This is a genomic window from Achromobacter sp. D7-1 (assembly GCF_059760445.1).
The window spans coordinates 1-20,738 of the sequence record NZ_JCBAMT010000081.1; the positions used below are offsets into that span (position 1 = coordinate 1).

Consider the following 20,738-nt stretch of genomic DNA (forward strand, 5'->3'; position numbering starts at 1 on the left):
GGCCTTCCACCGTGATCTGCACGCGGCGGATGCCGACGATGTTGGTGACCACGCCGATGGGCAGGCCGCGGCTTTCCAGCACCGGGCCTTGTTCGATATGCAGTTCGACGAAGGCGGCAGTGCCGCCTGGGCCGCGCAGCGGTGCGCCCAGCGCCGAGGGGTCGCCGCCGATGCGGGCAATGCCGGCCGCCAGCGTTTCGCCATCGGGGTTGCGGGCCTGCAGCATGTCGGGCGTCAACTGGCCGCAGAGCGCGCGGCTGCCGACGCAGGAAATGCCGTAGTCGCTGGGCTCTTCGGACAGGAAGTCGATGACCTCGAAGGGGTGCTCCAGTTGCACGCCTTGCTCGCGCAGGGTGTGAGCCACCTCGATACCCGCCAGCACGCCGATGATGCCATCGAAACGGCCGCCGGCCATGACGGTGTCGCAGTGCGAGCCGGTGGCGATGGGCTTGCGCGCCGGATCGCGCCCGGCCAGCGTGCCGACCAGGTTGCCGCCGGCGTCCAGGCGGGTCGAGAGGCCCGCGGCTTCGAATTCGCTGCGCAGCCAGGCGCGGGCTTCGTCGAACAGCGGCGAGAACGCGCGGCGCGTCCAGGGGACGTCGGGCAGGGTGTATCGGGACAGGGTTTCGACGCGGGCCCAGAGGCGCTCGGCGTTCAGGGGAGGAAAAGCGTGTGGCATGAGACTTCCTGAAATTGCGCCTGGAATTATGGCATGCGTGTCTGCAGCGTCTGGCTGCGCGGCGCATCCAGGAACAGCGCCACCACCGCAGCGCAGGCCAGGGTGATCGCGACCAGCGCGTGCAGCAGTTGGCGGAAGGCGTCGTCATAAGCCTGGCGCAGCAGCGCCGGGCCCGCGCCGGGCAGGTGGGCCAGGGCCTGCGCCATGTCGCCGGCCGCGAGGTATTGCGCGGCGGCGCCTGGATCCGCGCCGAGCCGGTGGGCGATCAACAAGCTCAGCAAGGCGTTGACGCAGGCCAGCGCGATGCCTTCTCCGGCCACGCGGGTGGTGCTGAAGATGCCGGCGGCCATGCCCGCGCGCTCGGGCGGCGCGACGCTCATCGAGAGGCCGTCCATCAGGCCCCAGGGCAGGCCGGTGCCGGCGCCGATCAGCAGCATGGGCCAGAGCGCGGCCTGGGCCGGTTGCGCGACGTCGATGCGGCTGAGCCAATACAGGCCCAGGGCGGCGGCAAGCAGGCCCAGCGCGCAACTGCGGCCCGCGCTCATCCAGCGCGTGGTCCAGATGGCCACCGCCGGCATGAAGAGCAGCGGCGCGGACAGGGCCGCCATCGCCAGTCCCGCGCCGGCTTCGCCGCGCCCCTCGATGCCGATGAAACGGATCGGCAGCAGCACCAGCAGCACCACATAGCAATAGCACGTGGCCACGGGCAGCATCTGCACGCCCACAAAGCGCGGATAGCGCAAGAGCGCCAGGTCCAGCATCGGCCGGCGCACGCGTCGCTCTATCGCCACGAAGGCCAGCAGGCACAGCGCCGCGGCGGTCAGCAGTTTCCAGGCCAGCGCCGACGCGCCGCGCGCGGCGGGTGTTTCCAGGATGCCCCAGGTCAATAGCGCCAGCGCGCAGGTGAAGGCCAGGCTGCCGGCCCAGTCCAGCGGGCCTGCTTGCGGGTCCCGCGATTCCTGCATCCGGGGCAGGGCGACGGCCAGCGCCAGCGCGCCGACCGCGGCGCTCGACAGGAAGACCGAGCGCCAGCCCACGCTGTCGATCAGCAGTCCGGCCAGCATCGGTCCCAGCGCCAGGCCCGCGCCGAAACTGGCGCCGAGCAGGCCGAAGGCGCGGGTGCGCGCCGGACCCGGGCAGGCGTGGGCCAGGGACGCCGAGCCGCCGGCCAGGGCCGCGGCGGCGCCCACGCCTTGCAGCGCGCGCAGACCGTCCAGCCAGGCCACCGTGGGTGCGAGCGCCAGCGCAACCGATACCAGCGCGAACAAGGCCACGCCGGACACGAACAGGCGCTTGCGGCCATAGGCGTCGGCCAGCGTGCCGGCCGCCATCAGCAGGCTGCCGAAGCTCAGCATGAAGGCGTTGGTGATCCAGCCGAGCGCCTGGGCGCTTCCGCCCAGGTCGCGGCCGATGGCGGGGGTGGCGACGGCGCCGCCGGAAAAGCTCAAGGGCAGGATGAGGGCGGCCGTGCAGACGGCAAGCACGGTCCAGCCCGGGGAAACGGGAACAGAGGCAGAGGAAGGCATCGACAAATCAGGTTGGAATAGCCGGGATGGGCGTCGATGAAGGATAAAATTGCGTCAATGAAACAAAAATACCGCCCATATCCTTTATGAGCGGATAAATATTCCTTAATGGAACGGAAATGGACAGCCTGAGCGGTATACACGCCTTCGTCCACGCCGCGCAGCGCGGCAGCTATGTCGCGGCCGCCGAGCATCTGGGCCTGTCGGCCTCGGCCGTGGGCAAGAGCGTGGCGCGGCTGGAGGACAGGCTGGGCGTGCGCCTGCTCAACCGCAGCACGCGGCGCATCAGCCTGACTGAGGAGGGCGCGCTCTACCTGGAGCGCTGCCTGCGCATCGTGAACGAACTGGATGAGGCCGAGGCCGAGGTAACCCGGGGCCGCGAGGCGCCGCGCGGCCGGCTGCGGGTCAGCGTGCCGGCCATCGGCTACCGCCTGCTGCTGCCGCTGCTGCCCGAGTTCACCCGCCGCTATCCGGAGATCGAGCTGGAGCTGGATTTCAACGACCGCATCGTCGATGTCATCGGCGAGGGGTTGGATGCGGTGATACGCAGCGGGGAGTTCGCCGATTCGCGCTTGCGGGCGCGGCCGCTGCGGCCTTATCGCTTCGTGGTGGCGGGCGCGCCCGCCTATCTGGCCGCCCGTGGCACGCCGCGAGCGCCGGGCGACCTGGACGGCCATGCCAGGCTGGCCTATCGCTATCCGGGCACGGGCCAGGTACAGCCATGGCAGTTCCGCGACGGCCCTGTCGCGCCCGCGCCGGCGGCGCTGAGCTTCAACAGCGTGGAGGCGTTGATCGGCGCGGCCCAAGCTGGGTTGGGCCTGGCCTACCTGCCTGATTTCGCGCTGCGGGCGGCCTTGGACGAAGGCCGTCTCGCCACCGTGTTGGACGACTGCCTCGATGCCGGCGGCCGTTTTTCCGTGCTGTGGCCAGACAGCAGGCATCCGCTGCCCAAGCTGCGGGCCTTCGTCGATTTCATGGCCGAACGGCTGGGCGCCTAGCGCTTCGCGCGCCAGGCGGGTTCGCGCTTTTCCAGGAAGGCGCTGACGCCTTCGCGGGCTTCGTCCGTGCTGCGCACGGCCGCGATACGCTCCACGGTGTCGGCGATGAGCGCGGCGTCGATTTCCTGGCCGGCGAAGTCGCGCACCAGCCGCTTGCTGGCCTGCACCGCGCCGGGGCCGTTGTCGCACAGGACGAGGCACAGCGCCTCGGCGCGCTGCGGCAGCTCGGCCAGGGGGGCGATGTCGTGCACCAGGCCCAGCCGGAAGGCGGTGGCGGCGTCGAAGCGTTCGGCGGTCAGGAAATAGCGGTTGGCCGCGCGCTCGCCCATGGCGCGCAGCACATAGGGGCTGATGGTGGCGGGCAGCAGCCCCAGCCGGGTTTCCGACAGGCAGAAGTGCGCGCTGTCCGCGGCGATGGCGATGTCGCAGGCCGACACCAGGCCCATGCCGCCCGCATAGGCGTCGCCGTTGACGCAGGCCACCACCGGCTTGGGGCAGGACCAGATCGCGTGCAGCATGCTGGCCAGCTTGGTCGCGTCGGCGCGGTTCTCGGCGTCGGTCAGCGTGGCCATCTTGCGCATCCAGTTCAGGTCGCCGCCCGCGCAGAAGGCCTTGCCCGCGCCGGTCAGCAGCAGCACGCGCACGGCCGGATCGTCCACCGCCGCCTGCACGGCGTGGGTCAGGGCGGCGATCAGCGTGTCGTCGAACGCGTTGCGCATCTCGGGGCGGTTCAGCGTCAGCCGGGCGATGGGGCCGTCGTGGGCGATCTCCAGCGGGGCGGGCGTGGTCATTCCGGGTCTCCAGTTTTCTTGATTCAGGCTCAATAAAGCAACGGGACTAGCGTTCGATTCTAGGTTGAAATTTCCGTTGCTGTCATCGAATCGGGATAAATATTGAGTTATCCTCAAAAAAATAATGGAGCGAGACATGAGCCAGCACCCAGGCGGCGCGGCCGCCGGCCAGCGCTACGCGTCGGTATTCCGGCCGGGCCTCTACGAGGGCAAGACCATCCTGGTGACGGGGGGCGGCAGCGGCCTGGGCCGCTGCACCGCGCACGAGCTGGCGTCGCTGGGCGCCGGCCTGGCGCTGGCGGGGCGCAAGCTGGACAAGCTGCAGGCGGCGCAGGACGAGATTTCCCGGATTTACCCGGAAGCCGCCGGCCGTATCAGCCTGCACGCCTGCGACATCCGAGACGAAGCCGGCGTGCGCGGCGCGGTTTCTGATGTGCTGGCGCGGCACGGCGCCATCGACGGCCTGTTCAATTGTGCGGGCGGGCAGTTCCCCGCTCCGCTGGACCGCATCAGCTACAACGGCTGGAACGCGGTGGTGCAGAACAATCTGCACGGCACCTTCCTGATGTCGCGCGAGGTCTATACCCAGCACATGCGCCAGCACGGCGGCGCCATCGTCAATATGTTGGCCGACATCTGGGGCGGCATGCCGGGCATGGGGCATTCGGGCGCGGCGCGCGCCGGCGTCTGGAACCTGACCGAAACCGCCGCCTGCGAATGGGCCCATGCGGGCGTGCGCGTCAACGCGGTGGCGCCGGGCTGGATCGCCTCCAGCGGCATGGACAGCTACGACGAGGATTACCGCGCCGTGCTGCGTGAATTGAAAACGAAAGTGCCGCTGCAGCGCTTCGGCACCGAGGCCGAACTGGCGGCGGCGGTGGTGTTCCTGCTGTCGCCGGCCGCGGCCTTCATCAACGGCAGCGTCATCCGGGTGGATGGCGGCGTGCCCAACGCCCGCCATTCCTGGAGCCTGGCGCCCGCCGAGCGGGGCGAGGCTTACAACGGCTTTCCTCAGTACGAGCCGCCGTCCTTGTTTTCCGACGATTGAAGCCGATGCAGGGCATCCCGCACGTCGCCGCGGAACTGCGCCAGCGCCAGCGCGTCCTGCGCGGGCGGCTGCAGCGCCTGCCACAGAAAGCCGACCAGCTGGTCAGCGGTGGCGGCCACGTCCACCCGCGCGCCGCGCAGGATGGCGTCCCACAGCACGTGCTCCATCGGCCCGTAGACCGCCGAGCGCAAGAGGCGCAGCGGCATGTCGCGGCGGATGTCGCCGTCGGCCTGGCCCTGGGCCAGGATGCGCATCAGCGGCGCGGTGTAGCGGCGCTGCAATTGCGCGTAGACCTCGCCGAAGTCGTCGTTGCGCGCGCGTCCCTCGGACAGGATGAAGGCGCACAGCCCGGTGCCTTCGGCCAGCAGGTGGCGCAGGTGCGCATGCACCAGGTAATGCAGCTGGGCCCGCGCGCCATGCACGTGGGGCAGGCTGTCCTCGACCTTGGCGATGATTTCGTCGTACCAGTCGCTGATCACCCGCACGCACAGTTCGCGCTTGCCGCCGAAATAGGTGAACACCGTGGCCTCGGACACGCCCAGGCGCTGCGCGATCTCGGTGGTGGTGGCGGCCTGGAAGCCGGCTTCGGAAAAGACCTGGCGGGCGACGCGCAGGATGTCGCGGATGCGCTGTTCGGATTTGGCGCTGGCCGGCGGGCGGCGCATCGGGACGGTGGCGGCTTTTTCCATGCGATGGGGAAGGGGCTGCAGGTGGGCGGGGCTTATTATTGAGCCAGGGTCAAGTTTGAGGCAAGACGTTACATCGCTGGCGCCTGGCGCCGGCGCGTTCGACAACAACATCAGAGACAAACCATGCTGTCCAGAGCCGATTCCTACACGCAGCTTGCGTCCCAGTTCCAATGGCAGGTGCCTGCGGCCTACAACATCGGCGTCGACGCTTGCGACAAATGGGCCGACGGCAGCGGCCGCCTGGCGCTGATCTACGAGAAGAGCGACGGCGCGCAATCGCGCTACACCTTCGATCAGATCAAGGCGCTGTCCAACCGCCTGGCGCACAGCCTGGAACGCCATGGCGTCAAGCGCGGCGACCGCGTCGCCGTCTACCTGCCGCAGGCCCCGGAAACCGCGGTGACCCATATCGCCGTCTACAAGATGGGCGCGGTGGCGGTGCCGCTGTTCACGCTGTTCGGCGTGGACGCGATCCAGTACCGCCTGGCCAACAGCGGCGCGGCGGCGCTGGTGACCGACGCCGAAGGCTGCCGCAAGCTGCGCGAGATCCGCGCCAGCCTGCCGGACCTGAAGGTGGTCTATTGCATCGACCAGGACTGCCCGGACGATGCCGTGCCGTTCCACGCCGCGCTGGCGACCGAGTCCGACGATTACACGCCGGCGGCGACCGCGGCCGACGACCCGGCCGTCATCATCTATACCTCGGGCACCACCGGCAAGCCCAAGGGCGCGCTGCATGCGCACCGGGTGCTGCTGGGCCACCTGCCGGGCGTGGAGATGTCGCACGAGTTCTTCCCGGAAAACGCCGCGCTGATGTGGACGCCGGCCGACTGGGCCTGGATCGGCGGCCTGCTGGACGTGTTGTTGCCGTCCTGGCATCACGGCGTGCCGGTGCTGGCGCGCCGCTTCGAGAAATTCGACGGCGCCAGCGCCTTCGAGCTGATGGCGCGCCACGGCGTGACCCACACCTTCCTGCCGCCGACCGCGCTGAAGATGATGCGCGGCACCGAGCTTCCCGCCGGGGCCGGCGCGCTGGCGCTGCGCTCGGTCGCCAGCGGCGGCGAGTCGCTGGGAGCGGAACTCATAGACTGGGGCCGGCGCGTGCTGGGCGTGACCATCAACGAGTTCTACGGCCAGACCGAATGCAACATGCTGGTGTCGTCCTGCTCGTCGCTGTTCGACCCCTGCATCGGCGCCATTGGCCGCGCGGCGCCGGGCCACCGCGTTGCTATTGTGGATGACAGTGGCGTCGAAGTGGCGGATGGACAGGAGGGCAATATCGGCGTATTGCGGCCGGACCCGGTGATGTTCCTTGGGTACTGGAACAACCCAGAGGCCACCGCCGAAAAGTTCGCCGGCGACTATCTGCTGACCGGCGACCAGGGCGTGCGCGACGCCGAGGGCTTCATCCGCTTCGTCGGCCGCAACGACGACGTCATCACCAGCGCCGGCTACCGCATCGGCCCTGGCCCGATCGAGGACTGCCTGATCGGCCACCCCGCGGTGCGCATGGCGGCGGTGGTTGGCGTGCCTGACGCCCAGCGCACCGAGATCGTGATGGCTTATGTGGTGCTGAACGAAGGCTACGAGGGTAACGACGCGTTGGTGAAGGATCTTCAAGCTCATGTGCGCAAGCGCCTGGCGGCCCATGAGTATCCGCGCGCGATCCGATTTGTAACCAGTTTGCCGATCACCGCCACCGGCAAGATCATCCGCCGCGAGTTGCGCGACGGCAGCTACATCTGACCCGTCTCAACCGGTGACAATGTCGTCCAAGAGGATGGGTTGACGGGCAACCAGCCGCTGCAAGTATGATGGCGCAAATTGCTACGGCCCCATGTCATTTGGGGCCGTATCACCATTAGCCTTACTAGTATGGAGATAAACCCCGATGAATAAGCCTTTGGATGGGGGATTGGCAGCCTTGAACGTGCCTGCCTACGTGAAGCACCGCGGCCTGATCGACTGGGTCGCCAGCTTTGTTGCCCTGGCCAAGCCGGACCAGGTCGTGTGGTGCGACGGTTCCCAGGAAGAATATGACCGGCTGTGCGAGCAGATGGTCCAAGCGGGCACCATGCGCAGGCTGAACCCCGCCAAGCGGCCTAATTCCTTCCTGGCGTGCTCGGATCCTTCCGACGTCGCCCGCGTGGAGGACCGCACCTTTATTTGTTCCGACCGTGCCGAAGACGCCGGCCCGACCAACAACTGGGCCGAGCCCGCCGCCATGCGCGACACGCTCAACGGCCTGTTCGACGGCGCCATGCGCGGCCGCACGCTGTACGTGGTGCCGTTCTCGATGGGCCCGCTGGGTTCGGACATCGCGCACATCGGCGTGGAACTGTCCGACAGCCCCTACGTGGCCGTGAACATGCGCATCATGACGCGCATGGGCAAGCAGGTGTATGACGTGCTGGGCGCCGACGGCGACTTCGTCCCCTGTGTGCATTCGGTGGGCAAGCCGCTGGCCGAAGGCGAGGCCGACGTGGCCTGGCCGTGCAACCCGACCAAGTACATCGTCCATTTCCCCAAGACCCGCGAAATCTGGAGCTTCGGCTCGGGCTACGGCGGCAACGCGCTGCTGGGCAAGAAGTGCTTCGCGCTGCGCATCGCCTCCACCATGGGCCGAGACCAGGGCTGGCTGGCCGAACACATGCTGATCCTGGGCGTGACCTCGCCCAAGGGCCGCAAGTACCACGTGGCCGCGGCGTTCCCGTCGGCCTGCGGCAAGACCAACTTCGCCATGCTGATCCCGCCGCAAGGCATGGACGGCTGGAAGGTCACCACCATCGGCGACGACATCGCCTGGATCAAGCCGGGCAAGGACGGCCGCCTGCACGCCATCAACCCGGAAGCCGGCTATTTCGGCGTGGCCCCGGGCACCAGCGAGCAGACCAACTTCAACGCCATGGCCACGCTCAAGGCCAACGTCATCTTCACCAACGTGGCGCTCACCGATGACGGCGACGTCTGGTGGGAAGGCATGACGGACACGCCGCCGGCGCACCTGATCGACTGGCAGGGCCAGGACTGGACGCCCGCCATCGCGCGCGAAACCGGCCGCAAGGCGGCACACCCGAACGCGCGCTTCACCGCGCCGGCCGCGCAATGCCCGTCCATCGACCCCGAATGGGAAAACCCCGAAGGCGTGGTCATCGACGCCTTCATCTTCGGCGGCCGCCGCTCCACCACCGTGCCGCTGGTCACCGAAGCCCGCAACTGGGTCGAAGGCGTCTACATGGCCGCCACCATGGGTTCGGAAACCACCGCTGCGGCCGCCGGCCAGCAGGGCGTGGTGCGCCGCGATCCCTTCGCCATGCTGCCGTTCTGCGGCTACAACATGAGCGACTACTTCAGCCACTGGCTGAAGCTGGGCAAGCAGCTGGAAGCCGCCGGCGCCACCTTGCCGCGCATCTACTGCGTCAACTGGTTCCGCAAGGGTCCGGACGGCAAGTTCGTCTGGCCCGGCTTCGGCGACAACATGCGCGTGCTGCGCTGGATGCTGGGCCGCATCGACGGCCAGTCCAAGGGCGTGGACCAGGTGTTCGGAATTTCGCCCAGCTACCAGGACATCGACTGGACCGGCCTGGAATTCAGTCCGGACAAGTTCGAGCAGGTCATGTCGGTGGATGCCGCCGCCTGGCGCGACGAACTGGCGCTGCATGACGAGCTGTTCGCCCAGTTGGCGCAGGGCCTGCCCGAGGATCTGCCGGCCGCCAAGGCCAAGATCGAAGGGCGGCTGGCGGCCTGAGGCCCGGCTATGCGTTGCAAGGCTGTCAGGCACCGGCGCCCGCCGGGTGCCTGACACCTCATGGGAAACCTGATCTGCCCGAGTGCCAGTCACCCAGGCAGATCAGGCTTCCGACTTCGGCTGCATGCCGCTTTTGCGGCACAATGGCCGCATGAAACTCGACGCCGAAGACCTCGCCAAAATCAGTTCCCTGACCGTCGCGCATTATCAAGAGAACGCGGAATCGTTCGAGGCCGGCACCCGGGACCACGACGTCAGCCAGAACATCGCGGCGCTCTTGCGCCACATCGAAGGCGATCCTCCCTACGACATCCTGGACTTCGGCTGCGGGCCGGGGCGCGACCTGAAAACGTTCGCCGCGCTGGGCCATCGCGCGGTCGGCCTGGACGGCACGCCGCGCTTCGTCGAGATGGCGCGGCAGGCGAGCGGCTGCGAGGTCTGGCAGCAGGACTTTCTGCGCCTGGCGCTGCCGCCAGGCCGCTTCGACGGCATATTCGCCAATGCCGCCTTGTTTCATGTGCCTGGCCAGGAGCTGCCGCAGGTGTTGCAGGCCTTGCACGGCGCGCTCAAGCCGCGCGGCGTGCTGTTCAGTTCAAACCCGCGTGGCGGCAACCAGGAAGGCTGGAATCGCGGCCGCTACGGCGCCTACCATGACCTGGAAGGCTGGAGCGCCCTGATGACGGCGGCGGGCTTCGAGGAACTTGAACACTACTACCGGCCGCAGGGCCTGCCGCGCGAGCAGCAGCCCTGGCTGGCCAGCGTCTGGCGGCGGACGGGTTAGCCGCCTGCCGATACCAAAGGGAACTGCGGACTGAGCCTGGCTTGGACTCAAGCGGCCTGGATCGTCCAGGGCGCGTTGGGCAGATCCGCCAACTCACAATCCACCGCGGGACCGGCGCGTTCCAGCACGGCGAATTCGCCGTCGGCCAGCGCCATCAGCGGGTGATGCCAGACATCCCGGCGCAGCGTGATGCCCACGCCCGCGCCAGCAATGAAGGCGCGCAAGGTGGCCGGGTCCGGCGCGTCCACGCCCAGCGCCACCAGCACCACATACGGCGTGCCCGCCAGCGGCAGGAAGGTCTGGCTGCCCAGACGGTGGCGTTCCAGCATGCGCGCGGCAAAGGGCAGGGCGATCGCCTGCGCGCGGAATACCGACAGCGACGGCCGGCCGCCCGCGTCCAGCAGATCGGGTTCGCCCATTTCCACCCGCAGCGAGGTGCCGGCGTTGATGGAACGGCCGGCGCGGTCCGCGCTGCTGACGACCTCGCCGTAGGGCGCGAAGGCGGCGGCGGACAGGGGCTGCGCGGTGAGAGTCCGGGCGGCCATCAGAAGTTGATCCCCAGCCATTCGCGCACCTGCTCGTGCAGGTCGCCGGCGAAATCCTCGGGCGAGCCGGACGCGGTGATTTCGCCCAGGCTGAGCACGTAGATGTGATTGGACATGGCCACCACCCGGCGTACGTTGTGGTCCACCAGCAGGATGCCCATGCCGGCATCGGCGAAGGCGCGGATCCATTGGAAGACTTCAGCCGCCACGCGCGGCGCCAGCCCGATGCTGGGCTCGTCGATCAGGCAGACCTGCGGCTGCACCATGTAGGCCTTGGCGAATTCCAGCGACTTCTGCTGGCCGCCGGACAGGTTGCCGGCCTGGTCCTTGAGCTTTTCCTTCAGCACCGGAAAGCGCTCCAGCGTTTCAGTGAAACGCGGCTCCAGCACGTCGCCGTAGCGCTTGCGCCGGCCTTCCAGCGGCAGGCGCAGGTTCTCCTCCACCGTCAGGTAGGGGAACAGGCTGGATTCCTGCGGGATGTACCAGAGGCCGTCGTCGATCATGCGGTGCGGCGGCTGGCCCGAGATATCGCGCCCGGCGCGCGTGACGCGGCCGGACTTGGGCCGCAGGAAGCCGCAGATGGCTTTCATCAGCGTGGACTTACCCGCGCCGTTAAGGCCGATCAGGCCGCTGATGCGGCCGGCCTGCACCGTGAGCGAGACGTTGCGCAGCACGTCGATGTCGCCCATATAGCCCGCGGTCACGCCTTCCATGGCGAGCAGCGTGTCAGGCATGGTCCTGCTCCTCTTGTCCCTGTTCGCCCAGATAGGCTTCGATCACCGCGGGTTCGCGCAGCACCTGTTGGGTCGGACCATCGGCCAGCACCCGGCCGGCGTTCATGCACACCGAGCGCGGGCACAGGTCCACCACCACCGGCATGTCGTGGCTGACCAGGATGAAGGTCTGGCCGCTCTGGTTGCGGCGGCGGATGAACTCGGACATGGTTTCCTTCATGACGGGGTGCACGGCGGCGAAGGGCTCGTCCAGCAAAGTAATGCGCGGCGGCGCCATGAAGCAGGCGCCGAACTCCAGCAGCTTCTTCTGCCCGCCCGACAACTGGCCGGCGTCCAGGTGCATGACGTGCATCAGCTTGAGTTCTTCCAGCAGCTCCAGTGCGCGCCGGCTGGCGGCCGCCTCGTCCAGGCCCATGGCCAGCCCGCACACGATCAGGTTGTCGTAGGCGCTGACCCGGTTGAAGACCCGGGTCATCTGGAACATGCGCAGCACGCCCAGGCGCGTCAGTTGAGTGGGGTTCAGGCCCATCACGCTGCGGCCGTCCAGGCGCACTTGGCCCGCGTCCGCCGCCAGGTGGCCGGACAGCACGTTGAGCAAGGTGGTCTTGCCGGAACCGTTGGGGCCGATCAGCCCCAGCAGTTCGCCGTCGGCGACGTCCATGCCCGCGCCGTTCACGGCCAACAGGCCGCCGAAACGTTTTTGTATTCCGGATATCTGCAGCAGTGGCATCAGGCCCCCCTGGCGCTGGCGCGGGCGCCGCCGGAGCGGCGCAGGAAGGCGCGGCGCGCCAGGCCCCACAGCCCTTCGCGGAAGAAGCGCGCAAAGATGATGACCAGCAGCGCGAACACGATCATCTGGATGTTGCCCACGTCGCGCAACAGTTCCGACGCGACGTACACCAGCACCGCGCCCAAGAGCGGCCCGACCAGCGTGCCCATGCCGCCGATCACGACCATGGCGATCACCATGCCGGTCTGCGTCACGATGCCGAGTTCCGGGCTGACCAACTGCGCGAAGGTGCCGTACAGGCCGCCGGCGAAGCCGCAGATGGCGCAGCTGACCAGGAAGGCCAGCGTCTTGTAGCGCACCACGTCTATGCCGCGGCTGGCCGCGCCGATCTCGTCGTCGCGGATCGCTTGCAGGAAGCGTCCAGGACGCGCCCGCAGCAACAGGAAGATCAGCAAGGTCACCGCCGCCAGCGCGGCCAGGAACAGGTAGTAATTGCCGACCCGGCTTTCCAGCAGCGCCGGCACGTGCAGCCCCTGGTCGCCGCGGGTGAAGTCGATGGAGTTGTAGATCACCAGGCGCACGATCTCGGCGAAGGACAGCGTGGTCAGCGCCAGGTAGGGGCCCGACAGCCGCAGCACGATGCGGCCGAGCACCAGGCCGACCAGCCCCGGCACCACCGCCGACAGCGGCAGGCCCAGCCACAGCGGCACCTTCCAGTGGTAGGCCAGGAGGCCGGTGGTGTAGCCGCCCAGCATGGCGAAGGCCGCGGGCGCCAGCGAGAACTGGCCGGCGTAGCCCGCCAGCAGGTTCCAGCCGCAGGCCAGCATGGCGAAGTACATGCTGACGATCAGAACGCCCAGCCAGTAGGGCGAGGACACGCCCAGCGGCAATAGCGCCAGCACCGCCAGGAACAGCAGCGACAGCCGCATTTCCTGGCTCAGCTTGTTGCGCAGCAGATTGGGATGGGCCAGCGGTTCCATGGTCAGACCTCCCGCGCGCGTTCGCCGAACAGACCCTTGGGCCGGAACAGCAGAATCAGGATCAACAGCGCCAGCCCGAAGGTGTCGCGGTAGTCATAGGACAGGTAGACCGCGCCGAAGCTCTCCAGCACGCCCAGCGCCAGCGCCGCCACGATGCTGCCGGGAATTGAACCCATGCCGCCTATCACCACGATCACATAGGACTTGATGGCCGGGAACGCGCCCACGTCCGGCGCCGGATTGATGACCGGCGCCAGCAGCGCGCCGGCCAGCGCCGCCAGCACGCCGGAGGCCATGAAGATGATGCTGCTGGCGCGCGCCGTATCGATGCCGGCGATGGACGCGCCCAGCCGGTTCTGTGCCACCGCCTGCACCTGCCGGCCCCATAGCGAGCGCTTGATGAACAGCGCCAGCCCGATCAGCAGCACGATGGACAGGCCCGCGGTGATCAGCTTCTGGCCGCTCATCATGAATGGGCCGACGGCCATGCGCGTCACGTCGGACAGCGCGGGGCCGCGCATGGGGTAGGGGCCGACGACCTTGTCCACCAGGTTGATCAGCAGCAGCGACAGGCCGAAGGTGACCACGACCGCGTACTCATCCTTCATCAACCCCCATGAGCCGTAACCCGCGTACAGCGGGCGCATCAGCCAGCGTTCCGTGGCCCAGCCCAGCAGCGCGCCGGCGGCGGCCGCGATGGGCAGCGCCAGCCAGGGCGGTACGCCCAGGGCCAGCGACACCAGGGTGTAGGTGTAGGCGCCTATCATGTAGAACTCGCCGTGGGCGAAGTTCACGACCTTCAGGATGCCGAAGATCATGGTCAGGCCGACCGCCATCAGCGCGTAGTACAGGCCGATGATCAGGCCGTTGACGAACAGGTCCAATGCCAGCACTCGATTCTCCCTGGCACCGGGGCGTGGCCCCGGCGTGTTGCGGTCATGCTGTGGAGGTGATCCGGTTCTTTTTGCCGCCGGGCCGCCCCAAGGCAAAAAGCGCCCCCTCGGGGGGCAGCAAGCCGAAGGCGCGGCGTGGGGGTACCGTTACTTGGCAGGCTTGACGAGTTTGTCGACCTGCAGCGGCTGGCCGGTGGCCTGGATCAGCGTGGTCTTGCTCAGCGGCTGGTCGACCTCGGTCAGCTGATAGGTGACGTAGGGAATGTCGACCCATTGCTGGTAGGTGTAGCCCGGCTGCTGCGAGAAACCGAACTTGCCGCGCACGCCTTCGAACTGCATGCCTTGCAGCGCCTTGATGATGGCGGCGCTGTCGGTGGACTTGGCCTCTTCGATCGCGCGGGCGATCAGCAGCACCGAGTCCGCGGCCTGGAAGATCAGGCGGTTGGGTTCGGTCTTGGCCTGCTTCTGGTAAGTGGCGGCCACGTCCATGCCGATCTGCGGCATGGGCATTTGCGGGTGGTACAGGCCGAAGGCCAGCATGTACTTGCCGGCTTCCTTCACGTTCTTCCAGAAGTCGGGATAGTCGGCGATGCCGGCGCCGTCATAGAACCAGGTCTTGGCGCTGGGCGCCACGCCCTGTTCGTACAACTGGTTCATCAGGATGTAGGCGGCCGGCGGCAGCATGATGTTGACCACCAGGTCGGGCGGACTGGCGCGCAGGGGCAGCACGGCAGGCGTGAAGTCCTTGCCGGCGCGGTCCAGCGCGATGTACTTGTACTGGGTTTGCGGCGCGGCCTTCTTGAGGAATTCGCCCAGCAGCTTGGCCTGACCGATGCCGTAGTCGGTGTTCTCGGCGAAGGCGACCACGCTCTTGACCTTGAGCGCGGCAATGGTGTCGGCCATGGCGCTGGAAACGCGGGTGTTGTAGTTGGCCGGATTGAAGACTTCCGGATAGCCCTTGGCGCGCACGTCGTCGGACCAGCAATTGGTGTTGACGTAGGGCACCTTGTAGCGGTGCGCGACTTCGATCTCGGCCAGGCAGACCGAGCTCTGGTGGCCGCCCGTCACCGCCACGACCTTGTCGCGCGAGATCAGTTTTTCGGCCGCCGCGCGGCCCTTTTCCGGGATGCCCTGGTTGTCTTCGTAGATGATCTTCAGCGGCCGGCCCAGCACGCCGCCCTTGTCGTTGATCATCTTGGCGATGATCTCCACGCCGTCTTTGACCTGGGTGCCTTGCACCACCGAGCCGGGCGGCGATTGCGCGATGCTCACGCCGATGACCACGGGATCGGCGCCATGGGCGGCAGAGGCGAGTACGACCGCGGATACGGCTGCGGCGAGGCGGAGCAGTTTCATCGTGGTTTCCTTTTGGAAAGGAGGTACGGCGATGCCGCCATTCGCGCGGGCGAACGGTGTCGGCGGGCGGGAATTCTGCCTGTTTTTTAATCCTGTAGTACCGGTCTGACCAGTTAGGGCTTACCAGCAGTTTGAGCTTGTCAGCATGATGGCTGGCGCCAGCGAGGGCGCCGGCCATTACCGTGGCGTCAGGCCGCCAGCAGGTTTTCCACGCGTGCGGCCGTGTTCAGCACGCGCCAGTCGGCGCCGCGCGCGCCGGCGATCTGCAAGCCCAGCGGCAGGCCGTTGCGGCCGCTGCCGCAGGGCAAGGTCAGCGCCGGCATGCCGGTCAGGTTGAAAGGCATGGTCAGCCCCGTGACGGCGGTGTGCAGCGGCACTTCGCGGCCGGCGAGCGTGACTGCGCCTGCGCCGGAACGCGGCGGCTCGATGCGCAGGGTGGGAGTGACCAGTACGTCCACCGACTGCATCGCCTGGTCGAACATCTGCGCCAGCGCGGCGCGGCCGCGCTGCGCCCGCGTGTACCAGGTGGCGGGCAGGAACTGGCCGATCTCCAGGCGCACCCGCACGTCGTCGCCCAGGGTCTCGGGCTGGTCGACCAGCCGGCGCCAGTGGATGTCGGTGGCTTCGCTGCACAGGGTGGCGAATTGCAGCGCCGCGCTGTGCTCGACGCCCGGCAGGTCCAGCGGCACCAGCGTGGCGCCGTCGGCCTGCATCAGCGCCAGCGCATGGTTGACCGCCTGCGCCACGTCCTCGGCCAGCGGGTCGTAGAAGTAATTGCGCGGCACGCCCACGCGCAGACCGGTCAGCGCGCCCGCGCTGACGGTGCGTTCCGCCTGGCCCGACATGATGGAATAGGCCAGGGCGGCGTCCGCCACGCTGGCGGCGATGGGCCCCAGGTGGTCCAGGCTGGCGCCCAGCGCCTGCGCGCCCTCGCGCGAAATGGCGTCGAAGGTGGGTTTGAACCCGACCACGCCGCAGCAGGCGGCAGGGATGCGGATGGAGCCCGCCGTGTCCGTGCCTATGGCCAGGCGGACGATGCCGGCGGCCACCGCCGCGGCCGAGCCGCCGCTGGAGCCGCCCGCGGTATAGCCCGCCCCGCGCGGATTGCCGACCCAGCCGTAATGCGGGTTTTCGCTGGTGATGCCGTAGGCCAGCTCATGCAGGTTGGTGGTGCCGACCACCAGCGCGCCGGCTTCGCGCAGCCGCGCCACCGCCAGCGCATCGCGCAGCGCGGGCGGCGGCTTCAGGCCACCGCTGCCATTGGTCTGGGGAAAGCCCGCGACCTGCATCAGGTCCTTGACGGCTATCGGCACGCCCATCAGCGGCATGGCGGCGCCTTCGCGCAGCTTGCGCGCGGCCGCGGCCGCTGCGCCATCCAGTGCCGGCGTGTCGGACAGGCTGATGAAGGCGTTCAGGTCAACCTGCTGGCGGGCCGCAGCCAGCGCGGCCTTGGCGGCCTCGGCCGCGCGCGCCGGATCGTCGCGACATTCGCGCGCAATGGCGGCGATGCCGCGCGCGTGGCGCGACACCGCGACGCCGCGGCCGGCCTGCGCGGCGGGCAGTTTATCGGCTGGCGCGGCAGGCGGCGCCAGGTAGCCCAGCTCGGCTTCCGGCGCCAGCGAGTCCAGCACGGTCAATTCGGGCAGGTTGATGCGCAGCCGGTCCATCCAGGCCTGGCGGCGTTCGGAATAGGGGTAGTCAGCCAGTCGGGCCATCGCGTCGACGGCGCGGGAAAATCGGTCGTAGAGGTCGGTCATGAGCGGCGCTATGAACAAGAAGGGGCGTGGGGCCCGCGGCCGTGCCGGGGCGCTTTGCAGTACGGCTTTATCCTAACCGGTCAGACCAGTTGAATGTCATAATGCCCAGGCAGTATATGGCTGTCAACGCCAAACCGGGCGACCGCCGCGCGCCCACGCCTTGAGAATTCCGCGATGAACACCGTCGAACACATAGCCCAGCAGTTGCAGGCCCGTATCCGCCAGCGCGATTGGGCCGAGGCCGGCAAACTGCCCGGGCAACGCCAGTTGGCCGAGGAACTAGGCGTCAGCCGCGCCTCGCTGCGCGAGGCCATCACCATGCTGGAAGGGCTGGGGCTGCTGCGCAGTGAAGCCGGCCGCGGCGTGTTCATCGCCCGGCCTGGCGAAAAAGGCCTGGGCAGCGCTTACGGCCGCTGGCGCTTCCAGGGCCGCTATGCCTTGCGCGACGTCTATCTGGTGCGTAATCAGCTGGAAGAACTGGCCGCCGGTCTGGCGGCGGGCGTCGTCACGCAGGCGGGGCTGTCCCGATTGCGCGCCACCATCACGCACATGGAACAGGCCGCCGACGCCGGCGACCTGGTGGCGATGTCGGAAGGCGACAGCGCTTTTCACGCCTGCCTGTACGAGATCGCCGGCAGCCCCATGCTGCTGGACCTGGCCGAGAGCATCGCCGATGTGGTCGACGGCAGCCGGCAGGTGGCGTTCGCCGATCCCGCGCGCGTGCGCGAGCCGATAACCGAACATGCGGCCATCATCGACGCACTGGCCACCGGCTCGGCCGAGGCCGCGCGCCGCGCCATGCGCGCCCACATCTGCAATGTGGCGGACCGCGCGGGCCTGGCGCTGACGATTCCGGGCGCCTAGGGCCTGTTCAGGCCGGCACAGGTTCCGGGGCTTCTGCCTGTGCTCTGCGCGCATCGAGCGGCGCAGCCGCTACCGTTGTCCGTCGTGCACCGCCACGGCTTCCTTGGTCAACCCGCCCAGCCGCGAATGCACCCGGCCGCCCGTGCCCATGACCAGGGCGAACAGGATCTCATTGGCGCGCGGCGCATCCTGGATGCCGATCTCGATGCTGTTGAAGTGGCTGCGCACGTAGGAAGCGTGGATGTAGTGCACCGGCACCATCATGCGGTAGCCGGCCACGGCCACGGCCTTGACGGCGGGCACCATGGCGCGGGGCTCGCCCAACACGCTGCGCATGGCCCAGCCGCCGGCCTCGTGCCAGACCGCGCCATGCTCCATTTCGCCGTCCAGGCCGACGATGGCGGCCTTGCTGTAGACCTCGATCTGGTCCTTGCCGCCCAGCGTGTCCACCAACTCGGTCGCCAGCAGCGTGCCCAGGCTGCGCAGTTCGGCCATGAAGGGCATCAGGTCCGGTTCGTAGCGGCCGGCATAGGGATTGCGGATGACGGCGCAGGCGGCGGCAAGCTTGAGCGGCCGCTCGGGCGCCGGGCCGTTCTCGTGGTAGGTGGTCTCGACGATGAGGCAGCGTTTGCGGATATCGATCAGCGACATGCGGTGAATTCCAAGTTGCGGTTGAAGAGGGCGTTCATTGCGGCGGAATGCCGGTTTCCTTGACGATGGCCGCCCATTTGTCGATCTCGGCGCGCACGAAGCCGCCGAATTCGGCCGGGGTCTGCTGCTTGACCGTCAGGCCCTGGCGTTCATAGGTCTGCTTGAGTTCGCCATTGGCCAAGGCTTTGCCCAGCGATTGCGACAGGCGCTCGACCACGGGCGCGGGCAGGCCGGCCGGACCCATCAGGCCGAACCACACGGTCAGGTCGAAGCCGGGGGCGCCGGTTTCGTTGAGCGTGGGGATGTCCGGCGCCAGCGGAAAGCGTTCCGGCGTACTGACGCCGTAGGTCTTGACCTTGCCGGCGCGTGCCTGCTGCAGGCCGTTGGCCAGGTCGGTGAAGGTCAGGTCGACGGTGCCGCCGATGACGTCGGTGAGCGCCTGAGGACCGCCGCGGTAGGGCACCGGCGTGACGTTGATCTTGCCCATGGCCGCCAGCTTGGCGCCGAACACCTGCGCGCTGCCCGAGCCATAGGCATAGGTGAGCTTGCCGGGATGCCGGGCGCCATAGGCGAACAGATCGGAGACCTGGGTGCCCGGCATGCGCGGCGAACCCACCAGCAGGTAAGGCGTTTCGGCGACGGCGCCGATGGGCGCGAGGTCGGTGGCGGGGTTGTAGGGCAGGTCCTTGAACAGGCTCACGCCGCTGGCCGCCGTGGACACGCCCACCACCACCAGGGTGTAGCCGTCAGGCTTGGCGCGGGCCACGTCGTGGGTGCCGATGATGCCGTTGGCGCCAGGCTTGTTCTCCACTACCACCGGCTGGCCCAAATCGTCGGCCATGGCTTTACCCAGGCTGCGCGCCACCACGTCGGTGATGCTGCCTGGCGGGAAGGGCACGACCATGCGGATGGGGTGGTCGGGATAGCCCGCGGCGCCGGCGGACGCGAGCGGCGCGCCCAGCACCAGCGCCAGCGCGAGCGTGGCGGCGGATCGTTTCATGCTTGTCTCCTGTGGATGTGTTTATTGTTGGGGCGGCGCGGGATCAGGCCGGCGCGCGGGCTTGCAGGCGTTCCAGGTAGCGGTGGATCTCGGTGTTGTCCACGCCAGCGGGCATGTCCGCCAGCGCGCGCTGCCACAGTTCCGTGCACAGCGACAGTTGCGTGGCCGGAACGCCGGCCAGCGCCTGCAGCGCGTCGGCGGTGCGCAGGTCCTTGGCCATCAAGGCCAGGGCGAAGCCGCCGTTGTAGGTGCCGGGCACGATGAACTGGCGCAGTTTGGTTTCGGTGGCGACGTTGCGGCCGCTGGAGGCGTTGAGCACGTCGGTGAACACCTCCAGGTCCAGGCCCATGCCTTGCGCGATCAGCAGCGCCTCGCTGGCCGCCAGCAGGCCGGCCGCGTAGACATAATTGTTCAGCGCCTTCATGGCGTGCGCGGAGCCCACCGCCCCGGTGTGGATGAGCGAAGCGCCCATGCGCGAGAGCAGCGGACGCACGCGTTCCAGTCCGTCCGCGTCGGCGCCCACCATGATGGCCAGCGTGCCGGCGGCGGCCTTGGCCACCGCGCCCGACACCGGCGCGTCGATGAGCGTGATGCCCGCCTCGCGCAGGCGCGGCGCCAGCCGCAGCGTTTCGGCCGGATTGGATGAGCCCATGTCCAGCAGCACGGAGCCGGGACGCATCGCGCCCGCCAGTCCGTGCTCGCCTTCGATGACCGCATTGGTGATGGCGCTGTCGGGCAGCATGGTGATGACCACGTCGCAAGCGGCCAGGGCTTGCAGGCTGGCGGCCGGTTTGAGCGTCCGGTTCCATGCGGGATGCCCGGCCAGGCGCTCCAGGCGCGCGGGGTCGCGGTCATACGCCAGGATGTTGAAGACTTCTTCGCCGCCGGCGAGGTTTTCCAGCATGGGCAGGCCCATCATGCCCAGGCCCACGAATCCTACTGTCAGTGTCATGCATTCCCTTTATCGA

20 protein-coding genes are annotated in these 20,738 nt (G+C 68.4%); 6 read left to right on the forward strand and 14 right to left on the reverse strand.

The annotated features are described in order from the left end of the window. Both AC6LKD_RS26205 and AC6LKD_RS26210 read right to left on the reverse strand, forming a co-directional pair. A partial coding sequence (locus AC6LKD_RS26205; RefSeq protein WP_498117875.1) for a M20/M25/M40 family metallo-hydrolase occupies positions 1–679 on the reverse strand: 679 nt, incomplete at its 3' end. A 26-nt stretch (positions 680–705) separates the two neighbouring features. Continuing rightward, positions 706–2,205, reverse strand: coding sequence for an MFS transporter (locus AC6LKD_RS26210; protein ID WP_498117876.1), 1,500 nt, complete (start codon positions 2,203–2,205; stop codon positions 706–708). Positions 2,206–2,324: 119 nt separating this feature from the next. On the opposite strand from AC6LKD_RS26210, the gene AC6LKD_RS26215 reads away from it, so the two are divergent. Further along, positions 2,325–3,203 carry a LysR family transcriptional regulator gene (locus AC6LKD_RS26215; protein WP_498117877.1) on the forward strand — a complete coding sequence of 293 codons (879 nt, stop codon included), beginning with the start codon at positions 2,325–2,327 and terminating at the stop codon, positions 3,201–3,203. Here AC6LKD_RS26215 and AC6LKD_RS26220 read toward each other — a convergent pair. Further along, positions 3,200–3,994: an enoyl-CoA hydratase/isomerase family protein gene (locus tag AC6LKD_RS26220; RefSeq protein WP_498117878.1), complete on the reverse strand. Its 795-nt coding sequence runs from the start codon at positions 3,992–3,994 to the stop codon at positions 3,200–3,202. The genes AC6LKD_RS26215 and AC6LKD_RS26220 overlap by 4 nt on opposite strands. 136 nt (positions 3,995–4,130) lie before the next feature. Here AC6LKD_RS26220 and AC6LKD_RS26225 point away from each other — a divergent pair, with 136 nt between their 5' ends. After that, the gene (locus AC6LKD_RS26225) at positions 4,131–5,042 is read left to right on the forward strand and encodes an SDR family oxidoreductase (protein ID WP_498117879.1); all 912 of its coding nucleotides are present in this window, start codon (positions 4,131–4,133) and stop codon (positions 5,040–5,042) included. On the opposite strand, the gene AC6LKD_RS26230 is transcribed toward AC6LKD_RS26225, so the two are convergent. Next, complete coding sequence (locus AC6LKD_RS26230; protein ID WP_498117880.1) at positions 5,006–5,731, reverse strand: TetR/AcrR family transcriptional regulator; 726 nt, start codon at positions 5,729–5,731, stop codon at positions 5,006–5,008. The genes AC6LKD_RS26225 and AC6LKD_RS26230 overlap by 37 nt on opposite strands. A 123-nt stretch (positions 5,732–5,854) precedes the next feature. Here AC6LKD_RS26230 and AC6LKD_RS26235 point away from each other — a divergent pair, with 123 nt between their 5' ends. The 3 genes from AC6LKD_RS26235 to AC6LKD_RS26245 all read left to right on the forward strand — a co-directional run bounded on the left by AC6LKD_RS26235 (position 5,855) and on the right by AC6LKD_RS26245 (position 10,260). Continuing rightward, positions 5,855–7,477, forward strand: a complete 1,623-nt coding sequence (locus AC6LKD_RS26235) for an acyl-CoA synthetase (protein ID WP_498117881.1) — start codon at positions 5,855–5,857, stop codon at positions 7,475–7,477. Positions 7,478–7,622: 145 nt separating this feature from the next. Next, on the forward strand, positions 7,623–9,479 hold the full coding sequence (locus AC6LKD_RS26240) for a phosphoenolpyruvate carboxykinase (GTP) (RefSeq protein WP_498117882.1): 1,857 nt from the start codon (positions 7,623–7,625) through the stop codon (positions 9,477–9,479). A 151-nt stretch (positions 9,480–9,630) separates the two neighbouring features. Further along, on the forward strand, positions 9,631–10,260 hold the full coding sequence (locus AC6LKD_RS26245) for a class I SAM-dependent methyltransferase (protein WP_498117883.1): 630 nt from the start codon (positions 9,631–9,633) through the stop codon (positions 10,258–10,260). 47 nt (positions 10,261–10,307) lie between these two features. Here AC6LKD_RS26245 and AC6LKD_RS26250 read toward each other — a convergent pair whose 3' ends face one another. The 7 genes from AC6LKD_RS26250 to AC6LKD_RS26280 all read right to left on the reverse strand — a co-directional run bounded on the left by AC6LKD_RS26250 (position 10,308) and on the right by AC6LKD_RS26280 (position 17,255). After that, positions 10,308–10,805 carry an ureidoglycolate lyase gene (locus tag AC6LKD_RS26250; protein ID WP_498117884.1) on the reverse strand — a complete coding sequence of 166 codons (498 nt, stop codon included), beginning with the start codon at positions 10,803–10,805 and terminating at the stop codon, positions 10,308–10,310. Continuing rightward, entirely contained in the window at positions 10,805–11,539 is a 735-nt protein-coding gene (locus AC6LKD_RS26255) for an ABC transporter ATP-binding protein (RefSeq protein ID WP_013393054.1), read from the reverse strand. The genes AC6LKD_RS26250 and AC6LKD_RS26255 overlap by 1 nt, the downstream gene beginning before the upstream one ends. Then, positions 11,532–12,269 (reverse strand): ABC transporter ATP-binding protein, encoded by a 738-nt coding sequence (locus AC6LKD_RS26260; RefSeq protein WP_498117885.1) that lies wholly within the window; start codon positions 12,267–12,269, stop codon positions 11,532–11,534. Before AC6LKD_RS26260 ends, AC6LKD_RS26255 begins: the two co-directional genes overlap by 8 nt. Beyond that, positions 12,269–13,249, reverse strand: a complete 981-nt coding sequence (locus AC6LKD_RS26265) for a branched-chain amino acid ABC transporter permease (RefSeq protein ID WP_207466956.1) — start codon at positions 13,247–13,249, stop codon at positions 12,269–12,271. The genes AC6LKD_RS26260 and AC6LKD_RS26265 overlap by 1 nt, the downstream gene beginning before the upstream one ends. Positions 13,250–13,251: 2 nt before the next feature. Beyond that, entirely contained in the window at positions 13,252–14,142 is an 891-nt protein-coding gene (locus tag AC6LKD_RS26270) for a branched-chain amino acid ABC transporter permease (RefSeq protein WP_013393057.1), read from the reverse strand. Between the two features lie 147 nt (positions 14,143–14,289). Beyond that, the gene (locus AC6LKD_RS26275; RefSeq protein ID WP_013393058.1) at positions 14,290–15,498 is read right to left on the reverse strand and encodes an ABC transporter substrate-binding protein; all 1,209 of its coding nucleotides are present in this window, start codon (positions 15,496–15,498) and stop codon (positions 14,290–14,292) included. Positions 15,499–15,686: 188 nt separating this feature from the next. Continuing rightward, complete coding sequence (locus AC6LKD_RS26280; protein WP_498117886.1) at positions 15,687–17,255, reverse strand: amidase; 1,569 nt, start codon at positions 17,253–17,255, stop codon at positions 15,687–15,689. A gap of 174 nt (positions 17,256–17,429) precedes the next feature. Here AC6LKD_RS26280 and AC6LKD_RS26285 point away from each other — a divergent pair, with 174 nt between their 5' ends. Continuing rightward, entirely contained in the window at positions 17,430–18,119 is a 690-nt protein-coding gene (locus AC6LKD_RS26285; RefSeq protein ID WP_498117887.1) for a FadR/GntR family transcriptional regulator, read from the forward strand. A 69-nt stretch (positions 18,120–18,188) separates the two neighbouring features. On the opposite strand, the gene AC6LKD_RS26290 is transcribed toward AC6LKD_RS26285, so the two are convergent. The 3 genes from AC6LKD_RS26290 to AC6LKD_RS26300 are packed head-to-tail and all read right to left on the reverse strand — an operon-like array spanning position 18,189 to position 20,722. Continuing rightward, the gene (locus AC6LKD_RS26290; RefSeq protein WP_207466947.1) at positions 18,189–18,770 is read right to left on the reverse strand and encodes an amino acid synthesis family protein; all 582 of its coding nucleotides are present in this window, start codon (positions 18,768–18,770) and stop codon (positions 18,189–18,191) included. Positions 18,771–18,804: 34 nt separating this feature from the next. Further along, positions 18,805–19,770, reverse strand: coding sequence for a Bug family tripartite tricarboxylate transporter substrate binding protein (locus AC6LKD_RS26295; protein ID WP_498117888.1), 966 nt, complete (start codon positions 19,768–19,770; stop codon positions 18,805–18,807). A 43-nt stretch (positions 19,771–19,813) separates the two neighbouring features. Continuing rightward, the gene (locus AC6LKD_RS26300; RefSeq protein WP_498117889.1) at positions 19,814–20,722 is read right to left on the reverse strand and encodes an NAD(P)-dependent oxidoreductase; all 909 of its coding nucleotides are present in this window, start codon (positions 20,720–20,722) and stop codon (positions 19,814–19,816) included. Between the last annotated feature and the right edge of the window lie 16 nt (positions 20,723–20,738).

Bases quoted from the DNA above. Each gene is read 5' to 3' on its own strand.
- AC6LKD_RS26275 (WP_013393058.1), bottom strand. From the start codon at position 15,498: ATGAAACTGCTCCGCCTCGCCGCAGCCGTATCCGCGGTCGTACTCGCC.
- AC6LKD_RS26260 (WP_498117885.1), bottom strand. From the start codon at position 12,269: ATGCCACTGCTGCAGATATCCGGAATACAAAAACGTTTCGGCGGCCTG.
- AC6LKD_RS26245 (WP_498117883.1), top strand. From the start codon at position 9,631: ATGAAACTCGACGCCGAAGACCTCGCCAAAATCAGTTCCCTGACCGTC.
- AC6LKD_RS26210 (WP_498117876.1), bottom strand. From the start codon at position 2,205: ATGCCTTCCTCTGCCTCTGTTCCCGTTTCCCCGGGCTGGACCGTGCTT.
- AC6LKD_RS26285 (WP_498117887.1), top strand. From the start codon at position 17,430: ATGAACACCGTCGAACACATAGCCCAGCAGTTGCAGGCCCGTATCCGC.
- AC6LKD_RS26220 (WP_498117878.1), bottom strand. From the start codon at position 3,994: ATGACCACGCCCGCCCCGCTGGAGATCGCCCACGACGGCCCCATCGCC.
- AC6LKD_RS26235 (WP_498117881.1), top strand. From the start codon at position 5,855: ATGCTGTCCAGAGCCGATTCCTACACGCAGCTTGCGTCCCAGTTCCAA.
- AC6LKD_RS26230 (WP_498117880.1), bottom strand. From the start codon at position 5,731: ATGGAAAAAGCCGCCACCGTCCCGATGCGCCGCCCGCCGGCCAGCGCC.
- AC6LKD_RS26265 (WP_207466956.1), bottom strand. From the start codon at position 13,249: ATGGAACCGCTGGCCCATCCCAATCTGCTGCGCAACAAGCTGAGCCAG.
- AC6LKD_RS26225 (WP_498117879.1), top strand. From the start codon at position 4,131: ATGAGCCAGCACCCAGGCGGCGCGGCCGCCGGCCAGCGCTACGCGTCG.
- AC6LKD_RS26250 (WP_498117884.1), bottom strand. From the start codon at position 10,805: ATGGCCGCCCGGACTCTCACCGCGCAGCCCCTGTCCGCCGCCGCCTTC.
- AC6LKD_RS26295 (WP_498117888.1), bottom strand. From the start codon at position 19,770: ATGAAACGATCCGCCGCCACGCTCGCGCTGGCGCTGGTGCTGGGCGCG.
- AC6LKD_RS26240 (WP_498117882.1), top strand. From the start codon at position 7,623: ATGAATAAGCCTTTGGATGGGGGATTGGCAGCCTTGAACGTGCCTGCC.
- AC6LKD_RS26300 (WP_498117889.1), bottom strand. From the start codon at position 20,722: ATGACACTGACAGTAGGATTCGTGGGCCTGGGCATGATGGGCCTGCCC.
- AC6LKD_RS26290 (WP_207466947.1), bottom strand. From the start codon at position 18,770: ATGTCGCTGATCGATATCCGCAAACGCTGCCTCATCGTCGAGACCACC.
- AC6LKD_RS26215 (WP_498117877.1), top strand. From the start codon at position 2,325: ATGGACAGCCTGAGCGGTATACACGCCTTCGTCCACGCCGCGCAGCGC.
- AC6LKD_RS26280 (WP_498117886.1), bottom strand. From the start codon at position 17,255: ATGACCGACCTCTACGACCGATTTTCCCGCGCCGTCGACGCGATGGCC.
- AC6LKD_RS26255 (WP_013393054.1), bottom strand. From the start codon at position 11,539: ATGCCTGACACGCTGCTCGCCATGGAAGGCGTGACCGCGGGCTATATG.